The organism is Flavonifractor sp. An91, assembly GCF_002159225.1.
Lineage (GTDB): Bacteria > Bacillota > Clostridia > Oscillospirales > Oscillospiraceae > Flavonifractor > Flavonifractor avicola.
In genome coordinates this window covers 1-22009 of sequence record NZ_NFHA01000022.1, presented here as the reverse complement: position 1 = coordinate 22009, position 22009 = coordinate 1, and the positions used below count along the sequence as shown (strand labels likewise).

Genomic DNA, 22009 nt, shown 5'->3' with positions numbered 1-22009 from the left:
TACAGGATACCAGAGCAACTGTCCAATAAAACGGACTATTCTTGCAAGTCAGCCTTAAATTGTTCCCACGCCTCCGGGTTTCGAACATAATAAAGGGGACATTCCTTGCCGGTGACATCGTAGTGCCGGATGACTTGGTCGGTGTCCAGGCGGTACTCGTCCATAAGCCAGCGGACCAGCTTGATAAGGGAGTCGTAGGTGGCCTGAGTGAAGGCCCCGGTGTCGTCGGGGTGGCAGCACTCGATGGAGATGGTGTCCACATTCCGGGGGCCGGTACAGTAGGCGATCTCGTCCAGGGGGACGTTGCAGATGATCTCCCCGTCCAGGCCGATGAGGAAATGGCTGGAGGCGTAGGTCTCTCCGGTGGTGGCCAGGTTTCGGAAGTAGCTGTTGTTCTGCTGGGCGGTGGTGCCCGGGTTGCCCACATAGTGGACCACCACGCCGTTGACCTCCTCCAGGGGCTCGCCGGGCCGGGAATAGGGATTGATGGGGAGCAGCTCCTCGGTGATCCAGTCAGGCAGATCGCCGGAGGGCTGGGGGGCGGAGAAGGCCAGCCGCCAGATCAGGAAGGCCGCTCCAATCAGCACAAGAATGATAAGGGCGGGCAGCAGAGGGGAACGGCGGCGTTTTTTCACACGGGTGGGCATGGGCTTGTCCCTCCTTTTGGGGCTAAAACGCAGAAACACAGGCCCGCCGCCTGTTGCGGGCCTGTGTTTCCAAGATCTGAAAAAGAGAGGAAAGAGAGGAGTGGTATGTCTCAACCACGGTTCTTATCCTAACCTCTCACTGTGAACCCGTTTTGAACCGGATATGAACGTTTTGTAAAGGCTGATCCTGGTTATTCCGCCAGAGCCTTGGCCACGTCGGCCAGGTAATTCTGCTCCAGATCCTCGATCTTGCCGGCGTCGCAGGCGGCGGCCACAGCGGGATCGATGGGCAGACGGGCCAGCACCTTCAGGCCCAGACCGGCGGCCACCTGGTCGATGTGGCTCTCGCCGAAGATGGCGTGGCGCTTGCCGCAGTCGGGGCACTGGAAGTAGGAGTAGTTTTCCACCAGGCCCAGCACGGGGATGTGCATCATCTCGGCCATCTTGACGGCCTTGGTGACGATCATGCTCACCAGATCCTGGGGAGAGGTGACCACCACGATGCCGTCGATGGGCAGGGACTGGAACACGGTCAGGGGCACGTCGCCGGTTCCGGGAGGCATATCCACGAACATATAGTCCACGTCGCCCCAGATCACGTCGGTCCAGAACTGCTTGACGGTGCCGGCGATGACGGGACCGCGCCAGATGACGGGGTCGGTCTCATGCTCGGTGAGCAGGTTGAGGCTCATGATGCCGATGCCGGTCTTGGTCTCGGCGGGGTAGATGCCCAGCTCGCTGCCCTCGGCCCGGGTGTGGATGCCGAAGGCGGCGGGGATGGAGGGGCCGGTGATGTCGGCGTCCAGCACGGCCACCTTCTTGCCCATGCGGCGCATAGCCACCGCCAGGGAGGAGGTCACCAGGCTCTTGCCCACGCCGCCCTTGCCGCTGACCACGGCAATGACCTTGCCGATGTGGGACAGGCCGTTGGCAGGGACGTGGAGATCCTGAGGGGCAGTGCGCTCGCCGCAGCTCTCGCCGCAGGAGGAACAGTTGTGGGTACATTCAGACATGGTATTTTTCCTTCTTTCCTATGTTGTTACCAGAGATTTCAGTAAAAATAAGTCCGCAGGCGAATTCATTTCGCCGCAGGACACCGCTGCTTGCTCCGCCACCGGCGGGCAACCACCCGCGTGGGCGCGGGTGAGGGGGGTATCAGCCCCGCTGTGCCGCCTGCGGCGCGGCGGGGCTGTATCCAGGGGGGGACTGGTCCCCCCTGGACATGATCAGTAACTGTATGTTCCGCCGCCGATAAACTCCCGGATCAGGGACTCGGGAGGCACCAGGGCCGGGTCCACCGGCTCAAAATACCCGAAGGCGTCCACCAGATCGTGGAACTCCTGACAGCGGGGGTTGTCGGCGGGGATCTGGTCCACCGCCTCTCTCAGGGCGTGGGCGTAGTTGGCAAACACCGGCACCTCGTAGGGCAGGGAGGAGTCGATGATGATATTGGCCCGGTTCTTAAAGGGGGAGATGTACGTCTTCTCGCCCCGGCGCACATTATACCACATCAAAAGGGTTTCCAAAAGGTCTGTGCCCCGGAAATTATAGTCACGGACCGCCCGGCGGGAAATGCGCATCCAGGTGCCCTTGAACCGCAGATCCTCCCCCTCCAGCACATTGGAGCGGGCGGAGATGTACAGGCCGGTGGCCTCGGGGTGGCGGCCGAAGATGTCGTCGTTGAGGGCGTGGATGCCCTCAAAGATGGCGATCTCGTTCTTGTCCAGCTTCAAAAAGGTGCCCCGGCTGTCGTTGCGCATCTGCCGGGCAAATTCATACTTGGGCACCACCACCCACTCGCCCTGGGACAGCCGGGAGAAGGTCTCGTCCAGCAGATCCAGGTCCAGCAGCACCGGGGACTCGTAGTCGATGTCCCCCTCGGGGGTGCGGGGTGCGGTCTTGCGGTTGAGGGTTTTATAGTAGTTGTCCATGGAGATGGTGTGGGTATTCACACCCCGGCGCTCCAGCTCCTGCTCCAGCTTGAGGGCAGTGGTGGTCTTGCCCGAGCCGGAGGGGCCGGACAGCAGCACGATGGGGCTCTCCTTCATCCGCTCCAGAATGCGGTCTACCGCCGACGCAATGCGGCTTTGATAGGCGGCGTCGCAGGCCTCCAGAAATCCCTTGGGGTCGGTGCGGATGCTCTCGTTGATCTCTTGCAGCTGATAGGGCATAACGGACCTCCTTACAGGGCGCCGTGGAAGCGGGCCACCCGCTCCTTTCCGGCGCAGACAGCGTCGATCTTCTCGATATACTCCTTGGGATACTTGGGGTTGGCCACACGCTCGATGTAGCCGGTGGCCGGGTTGACCAGCTTGGTCACCCCGCCGCCTCCCAGGGAGACGATGGTGTGCAGCTCCTCCATCATGCAGATGTTGTACAGGCTCTCGGTGCCCGGCAGGCACCAGCCCACGTTCTCAAAGGAGCCGGACATATACTTCTGACGGTAGAGGTAATAGGGGATCTGCCCCGCTGTACGCAGGGCGGACCAGGCGTACTCCAGCATGGCGGCCACCTCTTCATCGGCGGGTACGCCGCTCCCCTCCTCCATCAGCCGGGAACCCTTCTTCATGGCCAGGGTGTGGACGGTAATGTTCTCCGGCGCCAGGGCCAGCACCTGGTCCAGGGAGGACCGGAAGCCGTCCACGCTGTCGGCGGGCAGACCGGCGATGAGATCCATGTTGACGCAGGGGATGCCGCTGTCCCGGGCCATGGCGTAGGCCTTCCGGATATCCGACCCCCGATGGGCCCGGCCCATGGCGGCCAGCACATGGTCCTGCATGGTCTGGGGATTCACCGACACCCGGCCGCAGCCCCGGCGGAAGAGGACCTCCAACTTTTCCCGGGTAATGGTGTCGGGCCGTCCCGCCTCCACGGTGTACTCGGTGCAGGCGGACAGGTCGATGGAATCGGCGATCTCCCCCATGAGCCGGTCCAGCTGGGGGGCCGACAGGGTGGTGGGGGTGCCGCCGCCGAAGTAGACCGAGCGCACCTTCAACCCCGCCCCCGCCAGCATCTCACCGGTGGCCTTGATTTCCCGGGAAAGGCAGTCCAGGAAGGGGTCGATGAGCTTGAGGGCACGGCCCACGTCGGCGGACACAAAGGAGCAGTAGGCGCACCGGGTGGGGCAGAAAGGGATGCCCACATAGAGGGACACCTCCTCGGGCCGCAGGCTCCGCTTGGCCGCCAGGCTGGCCTGGGCGCAGTCCATGGCCAGCTGCCGCCGCAGGGGGGACACCCGGTAGGTATCTTTGAGTACCTTCTCCGCCTGGGCGGGGGTGGCTCCGGCCAGCATGGCCTTGGTGGGGATCTTCACCGGCCGCACGCCGGTCAACGCCCCCCAGGGGGGCTCGTTCCCCCGGGCGGCCACCCCGGCGTCGTAGAAGGCCAGCTTCAAGATCCGCTGGAGGGCCCGGCTGGTGGAGAGGTCGTCGGTGAGCTCTTCCAGTTTACACCGGCGGCTTGCCCCATATGACTGACCGTTGTAAGTCAGCCTGGCGGTGGCAGTAGCCCACAGCTCCCCCCGGCTCAGGGAGAGCACCAGATGGTCCTCTCCGGCAGCGGGGGGCTGGTCGTCGTATTCCGGTCGCTGGTCAGGAAAAAGCGTCAATAACATTTGCTCGGCGGCATATTTGTAGTCGTGGCCGCGAAAATACAGCTTCATAGGGCGGCCTGCTGCATATAGTAGTTGCTCTTCCGCTCGGCCTCCAGGGTGGACAGATCCATGTGGCCGGGGAGGACGTGGAAGTCCCCGGGCAGCTTGGCCAGCCGGGCCAGGGAGGCCATGATCTCCTCATAGCTGCCTCCGGGCAGGTCGGTGCGGCCCATGGAGCCCTGGAACAGGGTGTCGCCGGTGAAAAGAGCTTCCCCCGCCATCAGGCACACCCCGCCGGGGGTGTGGCCGGGGGTGTGGAGCACCTGCACGTCGATGCCTCCCACCTTCACCAGGTCGCCGTCGTCATAGGGGGTGGGCTCGGTGCCCAGCGGGGGGAACACCTGGCTGCCCAGCCGGGCGATATCGGCGGGGTGGAGGTACACCGGGATGTTGGGCAGGGCCTTGAGCAGCCCGGCCACGCCGGTGGTGTGGTCATAGTGGGCGTGGGTCAGCAGGATGGACTGGATCTCCACCCCATCCTCCCTGGCCTGGGCCAGGATGCGGCCGGCCTCGTCGCCGGGGTCCACCACGGCGGCGGTGTGGGTGTCCTCGTCCTCCAGCAGATAGCAGTTGGTGCCGATGGGCCCCACCTGTAAAACGCGAATTTTCATGGGTTGTCTGCCCCCTTCTTTACATGGTATCGGTGTCCAGCAGAATGGTCACAGGACCGTCATTCTGCCTATAAACCTGCATATCGGCGCCGAATCCCCCACAGGGCCACGGCCCTGCGGGGACCCCGCATCTTTTGATCTGCTCGGGCGGAGTGAATCCGCCCGGCATCGAGGTTTTGCCTTTGGCAAAACGCTCGGACGCGCAAAGCGCGGGGGCGAATTCGGCGTTACATCTGGTCGGTGTCCAGCAGAATGGTCACAGGACCGTCGTTCTGACTATAAACCTGCATATCGGCGCCGAATTCGCCGTGCTGGACCTCAAAGCCCCGGCCGGCGCACTCGGCCATGAACTTCTCATACAGGGGGATGGCGATATCCGGCTTGGCGGCCCCGGAGAAGCCGGGGCGGCGGGACTTGGTGTCGGCGTAGAGGGTGAACTGGCTCACCACCAGCAGGGAGCCCCCCACCGCCTCCAGATTCAGGTTCATCTTCTCGTTCTCGTCCTCAAAGATACGCAGGCCGCACACTTTGTCGGCCATCTTGACGGCCTGGGCCTCGGTATCGCCGGGGGCCACCCCCAGCAGCACCAGGAAGCCCTGGCCGATCTCGCCGTTCACCTTGCCGTCAATGGTGACGGAGGCGTTCTTTACGCGGGTCACAACTGCACGCATAGTATAAATTCCTTTCTCATTTACCGGTATTCACGGACAAACCCCTTGGCAAAAATGGGGTCGATATCGAACACCGCCTTGTCTCCGGCGGTACATTTCAGGTCGGTCACGTCCACAATGGTCTCGATGGCGCCGATGCCGCCGATGACCCTGGCCTTCTGGCCGTTGACCCGGACGGTAATCTGCCGCTGGGTGAGCCACCGGCGAATGGCGTCCAGCAGGCCTCCCGCCCAGGGGCGGCCCATGCCGAAGCCGTTCTGGTACCCCACGGGCAGCACCGCCACCCGGGTGTTCTTCTTCAGGGGCGCGGGGGTGTTGCCCCCCACGATGTGGCCCTTGGGCACCCAGCGGGTCTCCTCCACCTTGACCTCGCCGTAGCCCACCCGGCGCAGGCCGTCCCCTCTGGCCCGGCGGCACCGGCCCATGAGCACCGTGCCCGCCCGGACGCCCCCCAGCCGGGCGGCGGGGTGGTGCATCAGCACATAGGACCCGGCGGCGTGGACGGTGCCCGTCTCAAATCCGGCGGCGTGGATGGCCTCCACCGTTTTGGTGAACTCCTCCACCTGGGCCGCCAGGGCCTTGCCCTTGCGGCTCTTGGTGTACAGCTGGGTACACACCCCGGACACGGCGATGCTGGACAGGTCCCGGAAGGTGGACAGGATCTTCTCCGGCTCGCTGGAGAGAAAGCCCCCGAAGCCCATGCCGGTGTCAATCTGGATGTGGGCCTCGGCAATGGTGGACCGGGCCTCTGCCACCCCGTTGAGGGCCATGCCGCTGTCGTGGGAGCCCACGGTGCAGATCACGTTCAGGTCCAGCAGCTGCTCCAGCTCCTCCCGGTCGGTGGTACAGCGGAGCATGAGGATCTCCTCCTCCACAAAGCCCGCCTTCCGCAGGGCGGCGGCCTCCGCCACCTCGGACACGGCGAAGCGGCCGATGCCCTCGGCCCGGAGGGCCTTTGCCAGCTCCACCAGACCGGCTCCCTGGCCGTCTCCGGTGACCACGCCGTAGATCACGGCGCCCCCCGCCCGCTCCTTGACCACGGAGATATTATTCTTCAGTGCATCCCGCTCGATGACCAGGGTTTTCATGGCTCCGCCGCCTTTCCGTGGATAGTCCTTTCCATTATATACTCCCTGCCGATTTGAGTCAATGAAAAGGGGACAGGCCTTGTGTTTGAGTGCAAAAAGTGCTATGATTGAGTATTGATACAGACTTTTCGGGAGGAACCGTTTTGAACCGACAGACCACCAAAATTTCTCCCGCCGACGTGGCGCGTCAGCGGGACTTCTGCCAGAAACTCCATGAGCGTAACGCCGCCCGTCCCACGCCCCCGCTGGCCTTCGTGGACACCTACGGCTGCCAGCAGAACGAGGCCGACTCCGAGCGGCTGCGGGGCTACCTGCAGGAGATGGGCTACGACTTTACAAACAGCGAGGCCGAGGCCGATCTCATCCTCATCAATACCTGCGCCATCCGGGAACACGCCGAAATGCGGGTGCTGGGCAACGTGGGCGCCCTGGTCCACACCAAGCGGGCAAAGCCCAACCAGCTTATCTGCGTGTGCGGCTGCATGGCCCAGGAGCCCCACCGTGCCCAGAAGATCAAGGAGAGCTACCGGCAGGTGGACCTGGTGTTCGGGCCCCACGCTCTGTGGCGGTTCCCGGAGCTCTTGTACCGGCTGGTGACCCGCCGGGGCCGCATTTTCGACATCACCGACGAGCCCGGCTCCATCGCCGAGGGCATCCCGGTGGTGCGCCAGGACAAGGTGAAGGCCTGGGTGTCCATCATGTACGGCTGCAACAACTTCTGCACCTACTGCATCGTGCCCTACGTCCGGGGCCGGGAGCGCTCCCGCCAGCCGGAGATTATTCTGGAGGAGATCCGGGGCCTGGTGGCCGAGGGATACAAGGACATCACCCTGCTGGGCCAGAACGTCAACTCCTACGGCAAGGATCTGGACGCCCCCATGGACTTCGCGGACCTCCTGAAGGCGGCCTCCGAGATTGAGGGGGACTTCCTGCTGCGCTTTATGACCAGCCACCCCAAGGACGCCTCCCAGAAGCTCTTCGACACCATGGCCTCCTCCCCCAAGATCGCCCCCTGCTTCCACCTGCCCTTCCAGGCGGGCAGCGACCGGGTGCTGAAAGCCATGAACCGGGTGTACGACCGCTCGGGCTACCTGGACAAGGTGCGCCGTTTGCGTGAGGCCATCCCCGACGTGGTCATCACCTCCGACGTGATCGTGGGATTTCCCGGGGAAACCGCCCAGGAGTTCGAGCAGACCATGACCCTGCTGGACGAGGTGCGGTTTGACGCCCTCTTTACCTTTATTTATTCCCCCCGGGTGGGTACCCCCGCCGCCAAAATGGAGGACCCCGTCTCCAAGGAGGAGAAGGCGGCCTGGTTCCAGCGGCTGGTGGAGCGGCAGGACCAGATCTCCGAGGAAAAGCACGCGGCCTACATTGGCAAGACGGTGCGCTGCCTGGTGGACGGCACCGACGACAAGGGCCTCACCGCCCGCACCCCCGGCAACCGGCTGGTGCGCCTCACCGGGGACGAGTCCCTCATCGGCCAGTTTGTGGACGTGAAGATCACTGGGGCCAACAAGTGGTCTTTGATGGGGGAGAAGGCGGAGTAAAATACGGATTGCCACGCCAGTGTGCGCACTGGCTCGCAATGACAGGCAGGAGGACGGAGCCATGTATTACGTCTATATCCTGGCAAACGCCACCAATGTAGCCATTTACACCGGGGTAACCCGGGACCTGGTCCGCCGGGTCGCCCAGCACCGCGCCCATGCCGATCCCGCCAGCTATACCGCCCGTTATGATATTACAAAATTGGTCTATTTTGAGGCCACCCCATCCATCCAATCAGCCATTGCCCGAGAAAAGCAGATCAAATCCTGGTCCAGGAAACGAAAAAACGCCCTGGTCAACCGCCGGAATCCCGGATGGCTGATCTGTACCCCACACTATAGGGCCGTCATTGCGAGCCAGTGCGCACACTGGCGCGGCAATCCGTCCCTTTCCATTTCAATTATCATTTAGAAAAGGAGCGCCCGCCATGCCGTCCGAGCTGACCCCCATGATGCGCCAATATCTGAAAATGAAAGAGCTTCACCCGGACTGCATCCTCTTTTTCCGGCTGGGCGACTTCTACGAGATGTTCCAGGAGGACGCCAAGCTGGCCTCCAGGGAGCTGGATCTCACCCTCACCACCCGGGACCGGGGCAAGCCGGAGGATCAGCGCACCCCCATGTGCGGCGTGCCCTACCACAGTGCCGACGCCTACATCGCCCGGCTCATCGCCAAGGGCTACAAGGTAGCCATCTGTGAGCAGATGGAGGACCCCGCCGCCGCCAAGGGGCTGGTGGACCGGGACATCATCCGCATCGTCACCCCCGGCACCGTCATCGCCTCCTCCATGCTGGAGGAGGGCCGCAACAACTTCATCTGCGCCATTTACCAGGACTCCGCCGGGGCGGGGCTGTGCTTCTGCGACATCTCCACCGGCGAGATCTCCGTTACCTCCTTCACCGGCCCCGACGCTGCCGAGCATCTGTGCAACGAGCTGGGCCGCTTTGCCCCCCGGGAGGCCATGCTGTCCGACGGGGCCTACAGCGACGCCGCCCTGCTGGACTTTCTCACCAACAAACTGGACTGCCGGTGCGAGAACGGTGGGGAGGCCCGCTTCCGCCCCGACGCTGCCCGCTCTCTGGTGGAGGAGCAGTTCACCAGCGGCCTGGATCAGCTGCCCCAGGGGGACGGCCACGCCCTCCAGGCGGTGGGGGGCCTTTTGAGTTACCTGTACGAGACCCAGAAGACCGACCTCTCCCACATCACCAGCCTCACCTGGTACACCTCCGGCCAGTTCATGGAGCTGGACCTCACCGCCCGGCGCAATCTGGAGCTCACCGAGACCCTCCGCTCCAAGGAGAAGAAGGGGAGCCTGCTGTGGGTGCTGGACAAGACCCGCACCGCCATGGGCCACCGGCTCATCCGCACCTGGATGGAGCGGCCCCTCCTCTCTCCCGGCGCCATCAGCCGCCGGCTGGGGGCGGTGGAGGAGCTGGTGGGGGACCCCATCGGCCGGGACGAGCTGAAAAACACCCTGCGGGAGGTCACCGACCTGGAGCGGCTCATCGGCCGCATCGTGTACGGCACCGCTGGAGGCCGGGACCTGATGGCTCTGGCCACCGGCCTGGGCAAGCTGCCCCGTCTGCGGGAGTTGCTCTCCCCCTACTCCGGGGCCCTGCTCACCTCCCTGTCCGCCGGTCTGGACGACCTGCCTGACCTGCGGGAGCTGATCTGCTCCGCCATTGTGGACGAGCCCCCCTTCTCCGTCCGGGAGGGCGGCTTCATCCGGGAGGGCTACGACCCCGAGGTGGACCGGCTGCGGGACATCCTCACCAACGGCAAGGACCTGGTGGCCGCCGTGGAGGCCCGGGAGAAGGAAAAGACCGGCATCAAGAGCCTGAAAGTTGGCTTCAACAAGGTATTCGGTTACTACATCGAGGTATCCAAGTCCTACTACGATCAGGTGCCCGAGGATTACATCCGCAAGCAGACCCTGGTCAACTGTGAGCGATTCATCACCCAGGAGCTGAAGGACCTGGAGCACGAGATCCTGTCCGCCCAGGACCGGGTCACCGCCCTGGAGTATCAGCTGTTCTGCGACCTGCAGCAGCAAGCTGCCGCCCGGGTGGGGGACATCCAGCGCTCCGCCGCCGCCGTGGCCCAGGTGGACGTGCTGGCCTCCTTTGCCGCCGTAGCCGCCGAGAACGGCTACTGCCGCCCCGAAGTGGACCTGTCCGACACCATCGACATCTCCGAGGGCCGCCATCCCGTGGTGGAAAAAATGCTGAAAAACGCCCTCTTTGTCCCCAACGACACCCGGATGGACGGAAAAGACAACACGGTGGCCATCATCACCGGCCCCAACATGGCAGGCAAGTCCACCTATATGCGGCAGGTGGCCCTCATCGTCCTGATGGCCCAGATGGGCTCCTTCGTCCCCGCCCGCTCGGCCCGCATCGGCATCGTGGACCGGGTATTCACCCGCATCGGAGCCAGCGACGACCTGAGCGCCGGCCAGTCCACCTTTATGGTGGAGATGACTGAGGTGGCGGAGCTGCTGAAAAACGCCACCAGCAAAAGCCTGCTCATCCTGGACGAGATCGGCCGGGGCACCTCCACCTACGACGGTATGTCCATCGCCCGTGCGGTGCTGGAGTACTGCGCCGACAAAAAGCGGCTGGGGGCCAAGACCCTCTTTGCCACCCACTACCATGAGATCACCGCCCTGGAGGGAGTTATCCCCGGGGTGAAGAACTACAACATCGCCGCCAAGAAGAAGGGGGACGACATCCTCTTCCTGCGGAAGATCGTCCCCGGCGGGGCCGACCAGAGCTACGGCATTGAAGTGGCCAAGCTGGCTGGGGTGCCCGACAAGGTCATCACCCGGGCCCGCCACATTCTGAAAGAGCTGGAGGCCGGCGGGGTCCAGGCTCCCCAGGCCCCGGCGGCTCCGGCCACCGGCCAGATGTCCCTGATGGACATGGGGGGCGGAGAGGTGGTCCGGCGGCTCCAGGGGGTGGATCTCAACACCCTCACCCCCATCGAGGCCATGAACCTGCTCTTTGAATTGAAGCAGCTGGTATAAAACCAACCACAAAAAAGGAGGAACACACCATGCTCACCGGACGGCGCCGCCCCTGGCGGCCCCAGATCACCCGGGCCGAATGTTACCGGGGCTGGGTCTTTTTCGCCCTGTATGTGTTTCTCTTCCCCTGGCTCATGGGCTGGGTCCAGCGCTCCTATCAGGGGGAGTTTCCGGTGGCCGAGGCCAACGTGGTGTACTACCTCATCATTGCTTCTCTCACCTTTCTGGTGTTCTGGTCCTTCCTGAGAACCGGCTTCCGGCTGCTGCTGGACTGGCTGCCGGAGAACCTGTTCGCCTTTGTCACCGGCCTGGTGGGAGCCGAGGTGCTCTCCTTCCTGGTGGACCTCATCCCCCTGCCGGTGCAGAACCCCAACCTGATCAGCTACCCCGAGCAATACTACTTCGCCCCTACCGCCACCGTCTTTATCCTGGTGGTGCTCATGCCCCTGGTGGAGGAGCCCCTGTTCCGTGGTCTGCTCTTCGGCTCGGTCCGCAATTACAGCCGGCCCCTGGGCTATGTGCTGTCGGTGGTCCTCTACTCCTTCTACTGCGCCGTCCAGTTTGTGTATGCCTTTGGGACCCTGGACCTGCGGTACCTGCTGCTGATGATCCAGTATGCCCCCATGGCCCTGGCGCTGGCCTGGTGCTATGACCGGGGCGGCTCCATCTGGAGCGCCGTCGTCCTCCATATGGCCATCAACGGGTTTACGTTGCTGGGGGCGCTGCACTGATCCCGCGGAGTGCCGGGTGCGCCGCCCCTGCATTCATCCATTCCTCCGTTTAGAAAGCAGGTATTTCTATGCCTCACATCCAACAACTTGACTCCCATGTGGCCGACCTGATCGCCGCCGGCGAGGTGGTGGAGCGGCCCGCCTCCGTGGTGAAGGAGCTGATGGAAAACGCCATCGACGCCGGGGCCGGCAAGCTGACGGTGGAGATCCAGCACGGGGGCATGACCCTGATCCGGGTCACCGACAACGGCTGCGGCATTGCCGCCGATGAGGCCCCCACCGCCTTTCTCCGTCACGCCACCAGCAAGCTGCGCACCGAGTACGACCTGGAGGCCATCGGCACCCTGGGCTTCCGGGGCGAAGCTCTGGCCGCCATCTCCGCCGTGTCCCGGATGGAGCTGCTCACCCGCACCGCCGACGCCCCCCTGGGCACCGCCCTCTCTCTGGAGGCCGGGGTGGTGGTAAGTCAGGAGGAGGCGGGCTGTCCCCAGGGCACCACCATGGTGGTGAAGGACCTGTTCTACAACACCCCCGCCCGGCTCAAGTTCATGAAGAAGGACTCCGCCGAGAGCGCCGCCTGCTTCGCCATGGTGCAGCGGCTGGCCCTGTCCCACCCGGAGGTGAGCATCAAGTTCCTCCGGGACGGCAAGCAGGACCTGCTCACCCCCGGCGACGGCAAGCTCCAGTCTGCCCTGTACGCGGTGCTGGGCCGGGACCTGGCCCTGGGCTTCACCCCGGTGAAGGGCTCCGGGGAGGATATGACGGTCACCGGCTTTGTGTCCCTGCCCACCTGTTGCCGGGGCACCCGGGGCTATCAGCACTTCTTCGTCAACGGCCGGTATGTAAAGAGCCGCACCATGATGGCCGCCCTGGAGGAGGCCTATGCCAACCAGAAGATGGTGGGCAAGTTCCCCGGCTGCGTGCTCCACCTGACCACCAGGCTCAACGCCGTGGACGTGAACGTCCACCCCACCAAGCAGGAGGTCAAGTTCGGCAGCGATAAAAAGGTATTTGACGCGGTGTATTACGCCGTAAAGTCCACCCTGGAGGCCGACCGGTCCCGGCCCTCCGCCCTGCCGGATATCCCCCGGCTGGCTCCCAAGGCAGCTCAGGACACGGTGACCCCTCACCAGACCACCTTCCGCACCATGACGGCGGAGCAATTCCGCAAGACGGCGGACAAACCCGCCCCGTCTCTGCCTCTCCACGATATTGCCGCCCGGCCTGCCCAAACCGCTCAACCTGTGCGGGCGGCCACAAGGGTGGCCCCTACAACTCCGCCCCAGCCTGTGCGGCCCGAGCCCAAACCGGCTCCGGCTCCCACCGCACCGCCTGTAAGGACTGCTGTCCCAGACATCCCGGCCAAAACTACCCCGCCTGTGGAGGTGGCTCCCGAGACCCCGCGGGCGACCACAAGGGTCGCCCCTACGGTGGTCGAAAAGGAACCCGTTCCCACCATCCCCCCTGTGGAACCCCAGACTCCCATCCAGCCCGAGCCGGAAACGGGGCCCCCGCCGGAGCCCAGCGCCAGCGGGTCCGGTGGGGAGAGGAGGCGCAGCGGAGAGAGCGAGCTTTGCCGTGAACGGCAAAGCGAGGGATACGCAGCTTGCGCCGACGAAATCCCCTGGCGGATGGCAGGCGAGGTCTTAAACACCTACATCATCGTGGAGCAGGGGGACAAGGTGCTCCTTATCGACAAGCACGCCGCCCACGAGCGGATGAATTTCGACCGCCTGAAGGCGGCGGGATACACCCCCATGGTCCAGACCCTCCTGACCCCGGTGGTCTTTACCCCTCCGGCGGAGGAAGGGGCCGCCCTGCTCTCCCAGCTGCCCCTGCTGGAGCGCTTCGGCTTTGAGGCGGAGGACTTCGGCGGCGGAGCTCTCATCGTCCGCACCGCCCCCGACGACGTGGACGCCGCCGCCATCCCCGATGTGCTGCTGGAGCTGGCGGGCAGGCTCATCACCTGCGGCACAGCCGACCCGGACAGCGCCCGGGACGCCCTCCTCCACACCATGGCCTGCAAGGCGGCCATCAAGGGGGGCCAGAAAAACGGGGAGGCCGAGCTGCTCAAGGTGGCTAAAGCTGTCATGGCGGGGGAAGTGAAATATTGTCCCCATGGCCGCCCGGTAGCCATCGAACTGACCCGCAGCCAGATCGAAAAGCGGTTCGGACGGGCATAACTCCCCGGGAAATGTGGTCCCTTCCCCAGAATCCGACAAAACCTTTCCAGTAATTGGTATATATTGGATGCATCTCAGAGAAAAAGGAGTGCATCCAAATGCAAAAGACACCCAACCTGCAAGACCTGTTCCTGCTCCGCGCCCGGCGGACCCGGGCCAACGTCACCACCTTTTTGATGAACGGCTATCAGCTGAAAGGCCAGATCGTGGGCTATGACGCCTTTGTGGTGGTACTTATGACGGGGGACAAGCAGCAGGTGATCTACAAGCACGCCATCTCCACCATTGTGCCCGAGCGGGCCATCTCTCTGGAGCGGGAGGAGCGTGGCGACTGACCAAAGGAGCGCCTATGAAGCAAGGTTCTTTGAATTCCCGCATCGTGATGCTGCTCGTACTGGCGGGGGTACTCATTTCCATCGGAGTCTCCGCCTTCAGCAGCCTGCGGGAGCTCTATCCCACGGTGCTGGCCTATACCTACACCGTCAGCGACAGCGTGGAGGCCACCGGCTTTCTGGTCCGGGAGGAGAGTGTCCTCACCGGCCAGGGCGGCACGGTGGAGGTCCTCCCCGAGGAGGGGGAGAAGGTAAGCCGGGGTGAGACCGTGGCCCTGCTCTACCAGAGCGACGCCGGACTCACCCAGCGGGAGACCCTCCAGCAGCTGCTGCTGGAGCAGGAGCAGCTGGAATACGCCCTGGCCCAGACCGGCGGCAGCGGCGACTCCGCCCAGCTCAGCGACCGGGTGGCCGACGCCATTGCCAATCTCCGGGGGGCTTCCGCCTCCGGCGACCTCACCGGTCTGGAGAGCCAGACCATGGAGCTGAAGAGCCTGATTTATAAGCGCAGCTATACCTTTGATGCGGAGGGGGAGGACTCCACCGCCGCTCTCCAGGCCTCGTTGGACGACGTGAAGGCCCAGATCCAGTCTTTGACCGCCCAGGCCTCCCAGAGCACCAGCCGGGTCACCGCCGCCCAGTCGGGCATTTTCTCCGGTCTGGTGGACGGATACGAGAGCCTTATCACCCCCGCTATGATGGAAACCCTTACCCCGGCCCAGCTGAAGGACCTGTCCAACCAGAAGCCGGCGGAGGACACCTCCGCCATTGGCAAGCTCATCACCAATTCCACCTGGTACTTTGCCTGCACCCTGCCGGAGGCGGACGCCGAGCGGCTGGTGGAGGGCCGCAGCATCACCGTCCGCTTTTCCCGGGACTGGTCCGGCGAGGTGGACATGAAGGTGGAGCGGCTGGGGGACCCGGTGGACGGGCAGGTGGTGGTGGTACTGTCCACCGACAAGTTCCTGTCCGACACCACCCTGCTGCGGCGGCAGACGGTGGAGCTGGTCTTTGAGACCACCTCGGGCATCCGCCTGCCCAAGGAGGCCCTGCGGGTGGAGCAGCAGACCGTCACCGACAGCGAGACCGGCGAGGAGTCCCAGGTATCGGTCACCGGCGTGTACGCCCTGGTGGGCCAGCGTGCCGAGTTCAAGCCGGTATCCATCCTGGCCGAGGAGGACAACTACATCCTGGTCACCGCTGCCGATACCTCCACCACTACGGCAGCCAAAAAGGCCCTGCGGGCGGGAGACCAGATCATCATCTCCTCCGGCGAGCTCTATGACGGCAAGGTCATCGATTAGTTTGGACGATCCCTCTGCGCCCCAGACGCGCAGGCGGTTTTGCCTTATTTATGTGTGTATTTTTTGGAGGTGCCTATTATGTCCCTGGAAGAGAAAGTAGCGCAGGTCAAGGCCAACATCGCCGCCGCGGCCCGGGAAGTGGGCCGTGACCCGTCCGAGATCACCCTGGTGGCCGCCACCAAGGTCCAGACCTCGGACACCATCCGGCAGGCTATCGCCGCCGGTATCACCATCTGCGGAGAGAACCGGGTGCAGGAGATGACCTCCCACCTGGATGACGACGCCTATGCCGGGGCCGCCCTCCATTTCATCGGCCATCTGCAAACCAACAAGGTCAAGCAGGTGGTGGGCCGGGTGGATCTCATCGAGTCGGTAGGCTCGGAGCACCTGCTGGACGCCATCGAGGCCCAGGCCGCCAAGCTGGACCTGGTTCAGGATATCCTGCTGGAGATCAACATCGGCGGGGAGGAGTCCAAAAGCGGAATTTCTCCCGACGAGCTGCCCGCTCTGGCCCGGAAGGCAGCCGCCTGTCCCCATGTGAATCTGCGGGGACTGATGGCCATTCCTCCGGTGGCCGAGGGACCCGACGGAAACCGGCCCTTTTTTGCAAAAATGCGTCAGCTTTTTGTTGACATAAGAGACAAGATGTCGGATAATGGAACCACAATCGACTGTCTTTCTATGGGAATGAGCGGCGATTATGAGGACGCCGTCCGCGAGGGCGCCACCCTGGTGCGCGTAGGCACCGCCCTGTTCGGCCCCCGCCCTCCCATGCATAAAGCTTGATATCATTCAGGAGGTAACCGAATATGGGATTGTTTGATGAACTGCGGCGGCTGGCCCGCCCCTATGAGGACGAGCCCGAGGACGACTACGAGGACGACTTCGAGCCTGTCTCCCGCAGTGAGCGGATGGACCGCACCGGCGGCGACCGGCTGGAGCGCAAGAGCGCCAAGAGCCAGGCCGCTCAGGAGTCCACCGGCAGCCTCTATTCTCTGGATAACGAGCGCCGCAGCAACAAGGTGGTCAACATCCACACCACCACCCAGCTGCAGGTGGTGCTGGTAAAGCCCGAGCGCTTTGAGAACGCCAGCGAGATTGCCGACCACCTGCGGGAGAAGCGCACCGTGGTCCTCAACCTGGAGTCCACCAACAAGGATATCGCCCGCCGCCTGCTGGACTTCCTGTCCGGCGTGGCCTACGCCAACGAGGGCAAGATCAAGAAGGTGGCCATCTCCACCTACATCATCACGCCCTACAACGTGGACATTCTGGGCGATCTCATCGATGAACTGGAGAACAACGGGCTGTATTTCTAAAAGCAGTCTTAGGAGAACAACGTCCACGTTGTCCCGCCGGGAGTCCGGCGTCCCAAGCGTTTTTGCACAGCAAAAACCTTGATGCCGGGCGAATTTACTTCGCCCGTGCAGATGGAATCATGGGGTCCCCCCACGATGCACAGCATCGGGTGGGGCGGCCATCTCCACCTACATCATCACGCCCTACAATGTGGATATTCTGGGTGATCTCATCGACGAGCTGGAGAACAACGGGCTGTATTTCTAACATAGCCGCCGGGCCCCGCCGCAGGTGGGGCGGCGGTTACGCCGTTCAAGCGTTTTGCGCAGCAAAACCTTGATGCCGGGCGAATTCAGTTCGCCCGTGCAGATATAAAATCGGGGTTCCCGCACGATGCGCAGCATCGGGTGGGGCTAAGACACAAAAAATCAGGGGGAATCAACCTATGCTTACGCCGCAGGAAGTTTCGGAACACGCCTTTACCAAGGCGTTTAACGGATATAATATGTCGATGGTGGACGAATTTCTGGATATCCTGACGGCGGATTACACCACCCTCTACAAGGAAAACGCCACCCTGAAGGCCAAGATGAAGGTGCTGGTGGAGAAGGTGGAGGAGTACCGCTCCACCGAGGACGCCATGCGCAAGGCCCTGATGACCGCCCAGAAGATGGCGGACGACCTGGTGGCTGAGGCTGAGAGCAAGCGCAACCAGCTGATGCAGAACGCCGAAGCCGATGCCAAGGCCCGTATGGCCGAGCTGCAGCAGGCCATTCGGGACGAGCAGATGCGCCTGGCCGCCGCCCAGCAGTCCACCGCCGCCTATGTGGGCAAGCTCAAGGAGCTCCATCAGCACGAGATGGATTTCCTCAGCGGCCTGTCCAAGCTGACCGCCGCCGCCCCTGTGTCCGTGGACCCGGTGGGGGATACCGCCCGGGACATCGAGGAGAACGTGGAGCGGATCATCCAGCAGGAGCAGGAGGACACCACCGACCTGTCCGCCCCCGAGGGCGCCAAGGAGAGCAGCCTGTACGACGAGCTGATGGAACTCAGCGGCCGGAAGGCCCCCGCCGCCCATCCGGTGGAGGAGGACGAGGACGACGTGGTGGAGGAGCCCACCCGCCGCATCGACTTTGACAACCTGCAGTTCGGCAAGGACTACGAGATCCGCTGAACCACAAACAAACCATGACGGAAGGCGCCGCGGTTTTCCACGGCGCCTCCTTTTTATCTGGAGGTATGACCATGCACTATCTGCACACCACCCTTTACGTCACCGATCTGGATGCTTCCGTCTCCTTTCTGGAGAATTGGACCGGGCTGAAGGTCCTCCGCCGGTTCTCCATGGGCGACGCCCACTTTGCCTTCCTCTCCGGCGGGGAGGGGGAGACCGCTGTGGAGCTGATCCAGGGCGCCGGCCACTCTGACGTCCGCTATGCCGGTCTGTCCCTGGGCTTTGCCGTGGCCGACCTGGACGGGGAGCGGGCCCGGGCGGAGGCCGCCGGGCTGAACCCCAGCCCCATCCGTGAGCCCCATCCGGGGGTCCGCTTCTGTTTCCTCACCGGTCCGGACGGACTTACCGTTCAGCTGATGCAAAAGGGGTAAAACCCCTTGACAGAAGCCTTGCAAACAGGTAAGATACTGGGAGACGCCAAAAAAGGGCGTCTCCCAGTGATTTTCATCTGTAAAATGCTGTGACGAGGACGAGTACCGCCCCCAATCCTGCGCAGAGAGCCGCCACTTTGGTGCAAGGCGGACAGGACGGGCCGGGAAAATCACCTCTGAGCATGGCCGCCGAACGGAGTAAGCGGCCCCGGCTGGCCCCGTTACAGGCTGTCGAGCGGTTCCGGTATGCCCGGAACAACGAGAGTGGTACCGCAGAGGTGTGCGCCTTTGTCTCTTGAGAGACGAAGGCGCTTTTTGTTTGCCTCCAACCCCGTTTTTTATTTATTTTCAATATAAAAAGGAGAACCATCATGGACTACAACCAGACTGTCCACCTGCCCCAGACCGACTTCCCCATGCGGGCAGGCCTGCCCAAGCGCGAGCCCGATATGCTCCAGGAGATGTACGACCACGACCTGTACAACAAAATGGTGGGGCGCAACGAGGGCAAGCCCACCTTCGTCCTCCACGACGGCCCGCCCTACGCCAACGGCAACATCCACATCGGCACCGCCCTGAACAAGATCCTCAAGGACATCATCGTCAAGCACAAGAACATGACCGGCTTCTGCGCCCCCTATGTGCCCGGCTGGGACACCCACGGCCTGCCCATCGAGTCCGCCGTCCTCAAGGACAAGAAGGTCAAGCGGGACGAGATGACCACCGCCCAGTTCCGCACCAAGTGCCGGGAGTACGCCGAGAGCTACATCGCCAAGATGACCGAGCAGTTTAAGCGCCTGGGCGTGCTGGGCGAGTGGGACAACCCCTATATCACCCTGCTGCCCGAGTTTGAGGCCAGGCAGATCGAGGTCTTCGGCAAGATGGCCGAGAAGGGCCTGATCTACAAGGGCATGAAGCCCGTATACTGGTGCCCCGCCGACCAGACCGCTCTGGCCGAGGCCGAGATCGAGTACGCCGACGACCCCTGTACCACCATCTTCGTGAAATTCCCCGTCCGGGACGACAAGGGCAAGCTGGGCCGGTACGCCGACCTCAGCAAGACCTACTTCGTGATCTGGACCACCACCCCCTGGACCATCCCCGGCAACTTCGCCATCTGCCTGAACGCCGACTTCGACTACGTGCTGCTCCAGGTGCCCTCCGGCGACGTGTATATCCTGGCCAAGGACCTGGCTGAGAGCGTGTGCAAGGCCGCCCACATCGACTATGATGCCTGCAAGGTGTTGGCCGAGCTGAAGGGCAGCGAGTTTGAGCTGATGACCGCCACCCACCCCCTCTTCGACCGTGAGTCCGTCATCCTCAACGGCGAGCACGTCACCCTGGACGCCGGCTCCGGCTGCGTCCACACCGCCCCCGGCTTCGGCGCCGAGGACTTCCAGATCTGCCAGCAGTACGACAAGGCCGGCCTCACCCACATCGGCGTGCCCGTGCCGGTGAACGCCAAGGGCGTCATGACCGACAGCCGCTACAACGGCCAGTTCTACGCCAAGGGCAACGACATGGTGGTGGAGGACCTGGAGAAGGAAGGCTTCCTGGTGGCCAAGGAGCAGATCACCCACTCCTACCCCCACTGCTGGCGCTGCAAGAACCCCATCATCTACCGCGCCACCGAGCAGTGGTTCTGCTCCGTGGACGCCATCAAGGACACCGCCGTCAAGGCCTGCGATGACATCCAGTGGCACCCCGGCTGGGGCAAGGAGCGCATGATCTCCATGATCTCCGAGCGCAACGACTGGTGCATCTCCCGTCAGCGCGTGTGGGGCGTGCCCATTCCCATCTTCTACTGCGACGACTGCGGCGCCGACATCGTCACCCCCGAGACCATCGCCCATGTGGCCGCCCTCTTCCGGGAGCACGGCTCCAACGTGTGGTTCGACCGTGAGCCCCGCGACCTGCTGCCCGAGGGCTTCGTGTGCCCCAAGTGCGGCAAGGCCCACTTCTCCAAGGAGACCGACATCATGGACGTGTGGTTCGACTCCGGCTCCACCTGGGCTGCCGTGGCTGCCGAGCGTCCCTACCTGAAGTATCCCGCCGACCTGTACCTGGAGGGCGGCGACCAGTACCGCGGCTGGTTCCAGTCCTCCATGCTCACCTCCATCGCCGTCAACGGCGTGGCCCCCTATCACCAGATCGCCACCCACGGCTGGACCGTGGACGGCGAGGGCAAGGCCATGCACAAGTCTCTGGGCAACGCCGTGGCCCCCGATGAAGTCATCAAGGAGTACGGCGCCGATATGCTCCGCCTGTGGGTGGCCTCCGCCGACTACACCCAGGATATGCGTATCTCCAAGGAGATCATGAAGCAGCTCTCCCAGGCCTACCTGAAGATCCGCAACACCGCCCGCTATATGCTGGGCAACCTGTGCGACTTTGATCCCGACGCCAACCTGGTGCCGGTGGAACAGCTGATGGATCTGGACCGCTACGCCCTCCACTGCCTCAACGAGCTGGTGAAGAACGTCCGGGCCGCCTACGACCGCTACGAGTTCCACGGCGTGTACCGGGCCATCTACAACTTCTGCGTGGTGGATATGTCCAACTTCTATCTGGACATCATCAAGGACCGGCTGTACTGCGGCAGCGAGGAAGAGCGCCGCTCCGCCCAGACCGCCCTCTACTATATCCTGGACGGCATGACCCGTCTGGTGGCTCCCATCCTGGCCTTCACCTCCGACGAGATCTGGCACGCCATGAAGCACGCCAAGGGCGTGGACGCCGAGAGCGTGCTGCTCAACGATATGCCCGAGGACAACGCCGCCTTCGCCCTGGACGAGGCCGCCAAGGACCGCTGGGCCAAGCTGGTCAGCCTGCGTGACGCCGTCAACAAGGCCCTGGAGAACGCCCGCAACGCCGGCGTGTTCAAGAAGGCCCAGGACACCGAGGTGACTGTCTCCGTGTCTGCCGAGGACGCCGGCTTCCTGAAGGACGTGGACCTGGCCTCCCTGTGTATCGTGTCCAAGGTCACCGTCACCACCGACAGCGTGGAGGGGGAGAAGAACGAGGAGTGCCTCATCCCCTGCACCATCGCCGTCAAGCTGTCCGAGTCCCCCAAGTGCCCCCGCTGCTGGAACCACAACGACGCCATCGGCACCGACGGCCATCACGCCGAACTGTGCCCCCGCTGCGCCGCTGTGGTGGGCGAGTAAGCCATATTGTGAAAAAGGGCCTGTTGCAAAATAGCTGTTTTGCACAAACCTGTCATTGCGAGCCAGTGCGCACACTGGCGTGGCAATCCGTTTCCCCGGCAAAAGGGACGGATTCCCACGAAAAACGGCCGCCCGGTGGGCGG

Annotated in this window: 19 protein-coding genes, 1 pseudogene and 1 other annotated feature; of the genes and pseudogenes, 13 read left to right on the top strand and 7 right to left on the bottom strand. The window is 63.6% G+C overall.

From position 1 onward, the window contains the following. Positions 1–35: 35 nt before the first annotated feature. The 7 genes from B5G42_RS12270 to B5G42_RS12240 form a co-directional block, all read right to left on the bottom strand. Positions 36–647 (bottom strand): peptidoglycan recognition protein family protein, encoded by a 612-nt coding sequence (locus tag B5G42_RS12270; RefSeq protein WP_087270860.1) that lies wholly within the window; start codon positions 645–647, stop codon positions 36–38. Positions 648–838: 191 nt separating this feature from the next. After that, positions 839–1660 carry an Mrp/NBP35 family ATP-binding protein gene (locus B5G42_RS12265; protein WP_087270857.1) on the bottom strand — a complete coding sequence of 274 codons (822 nt, stop codon included), beginning with the start codon at positions 1658–1660 and terminating at the stop codon, positions 839–841. 213 nt (positions 1661–1873) lie between these two features. Then, positions 1874–2818, bottom strand: a complete 945-nt coding sequence (locus tag B5G42_RS12260; RefSeq protein WP_087270854.1) for a uridine kinase family protein — start codon at positions 2816–2818, stop codon at positions 1874–1876. Between the two features lie 11 nt (positions 2819–2829). Continuing rightward, entirely contained in the window at positions 2830–4308 is a 1479-nt protein-coding gene (gene hemZ / locus B5G42_RS12255; protein WP_087270850.1) for a coproporphyrinogen dehydrogenase HemZ, read from the bottom strand. Next, a complete protein-coding gene (locus B5G42_RS12250) occupies positions 4305–4910 on the bottom strand; it encodes an MBL fold metallo-hydrolase (protein WP_087270847.1) in 606 nt (201 codons plus the stop codon). The genes hemZ and B5G42_RS12250 overlap by 4 nt, the downstream gene beginning before the upstream one ends. A gap of 227 nt (positions 4911–5137) precedes the next feature. After that, the gene (gene dtd / locus B5G42_RS12245) at positions 5138–5581 is read right to left on the bottom strand and encodes a D-aminoacyl-tRNA deacylase (protein ID WP_087188909.1); all 444 of its coding nucleotides are present in this window, start codon (positions 5579–5581) and stop codon (positions 5138–5140) included. Positions 5582–5601: 20 nt separating this feature from the next. Continuing rightward, the gene (locus tag B5G42_RS12240) at positions 5602–6669 is read right to left on the bottom strand and encodes an alanine racemase (RefSeq protein WP_087270844.1); all 1068 of its coding nucleotides are present in this window, start codon (positions 6667–6669) and stop codon (positions 5602–5604) included. 143 nt (positions 6670–6812) lie between these two features. Between B5G42_RS12240 and miaB the strand changes: the two genes are divergently transcribed. From miaB to ileS, 13 genes and pseudogenes are all read left to right on the top strand, one after another. Then, the gene (gene miaB, locus B5G42_RS12235; protein WP_087270841.1) at positions 6813–8219 is read left to right on the top strand and encodes a tRNA (N6-isopentenyl adenosine(37)-C2)-methylthiotransferase MiaB; all 1407 of its coding nucleotides are present in this window, start codon (positions 6813–6815) and stop codon (positions 8217–8219) included. Positions 8220–8280: 61 nt separating this feature from the next. Then, positions 8281–8631 carry a GIY-YIG nuclease family protein gene (locus B5G42_RS12230; RefSeq protein ID WP_087270838.1) on the top strand — a complete coding sequence of 117 codons (351 nt, stop codon included), beginning with the start codon at positions 8281–8283 and terminating at the stop codon, positions 8629–8631. 16 nt (positions 8632–8647) lie between these two features. Beyond that, entirely contained in the window at positions 8648–11245 is a 2598-nt protein-coding gene (gene mutS, locus B5G42_RS12225; RefSeq protein ID WP_087270834.1) for a DNA mismatch repair protein MutS, read from the top strand. Positions 11246–11274: 29 nt separating this feature from the next. Then, entirely contained in the window at positions 11275–11976 is a 702-nt protein-coding gene (locus B5G42_RS12220; RefSeq protein WP_087270831.1) for a CPBP family intramembrane glutamic endopeptidase, read from the top strand. A 68-nt stretch (positions 11977–12044) separates the two neighbouring features. Beyond that, positions 12045–14159 (top strand): DNA mismatch repair endonuclease MutL, encoded by a 2115-nt coding sequence (gene mutL, locus B5G42_RS12215; protein WP_087270827.1) that lies wholly within the window; start codon positions 12045–12047, stop codon positions 14157–14159. Between the two features lie 98 nt (positions 14160–14257). Then, a complete protein-coding gene (gene hfq, locus B5G42_RS12210; RefSeq protein WP_087188916.1) occupies positions 14258–14494 on the top strand; it encodes an RNA chaperone Hfq in 237 nt (78 codons plus the stop codon). Positions 14495–14508: 14 nt separating this feature from the next. Further along, positions 14509–15795 carry an HlyD family efflux transporter periplasmic adaptor subunit gene (locus B5G42_RS12205; RefSeq protein ID WP_087270824.1) on the top strand — a complete coding sequence of 429 codons (1287 nt, stop codon included), beginning with the start codon at positions 14509–14511 and terminating at the stop codon, positions 15793–15795. Positions 15796–15873: 78 nt separating this feature from the next. Then, on the top strand, positions 15874–16581 hold the full coding sequence (locus B5G42_RS12200; protein ID WP_087270822.1) for a YggS family pyridoxal phosphate-dependent enzyme: 708 nt from the start codon (positions 15874–15876) through the stop codon (positions 16579–16581). Between the two features lie 23 nt (positions 16582–16604). Further along, positions 16605–17114 carry a cell division protein SepF gene (locus tag B5G42_RS12195; protein ID WP_087188919.1) on the top strand — a complete coding sequence of 170 codons (510 nt, stop codon included), beginning with the start codon at positions 16605–16607 and terminating at the stop codon, positions 17112–17114. A 157-nt stretch (positions 17115–17271) separates the two neighbouring features. Continuing rightward, positions 17272–17361, top strand: a pseudogene (locus B5G42_RS18725) (cell division protein SepF); the annotation flags it as partial. 178 nt (positions 17362–17539) lie between these two features. After that, on the top strand, positions 17540–18268 hold the full coding sequence (locus B5G42_RS12185; protein ID WP_087270819.1) for a DivIVA domain-containing protein: 729 nt from the start codon (positions 17540–17542) through the stop codon (positions 18266–18268). A 71-nt stretch (positions 18269–18339) separates the two neighbouring features. Beyond that, entirely contained in the window at positions 18340–18699 is a 360-nt protein-coding gene (locus B5G42_RS12180; protein ID WP_162611099.1) for a VOC family protein, read from the top strand. An 80-nt stretch (positions 18700–18779) separates the two neighbouring features. Beyond that, positions 18780–18998, top strand: a binding site (T-box leader). Positions 18999–19070: 72 nt separating this feature from the next. Continuing rightward, the gene (gene ileS, locus B5G42_RS12175) at positions 19071–21866 is read left to right on the top strand and encodes an isoleucine--tRNA ligase (RefSeq protein ID WP_087270813.1); all 2796 of its coding nucleotides are present in this window, start codon (positions 19071–19073) and stop codon (positions 21864–21866) included. Positions 21867–22009: the final 143 nt, after the last annotated feature.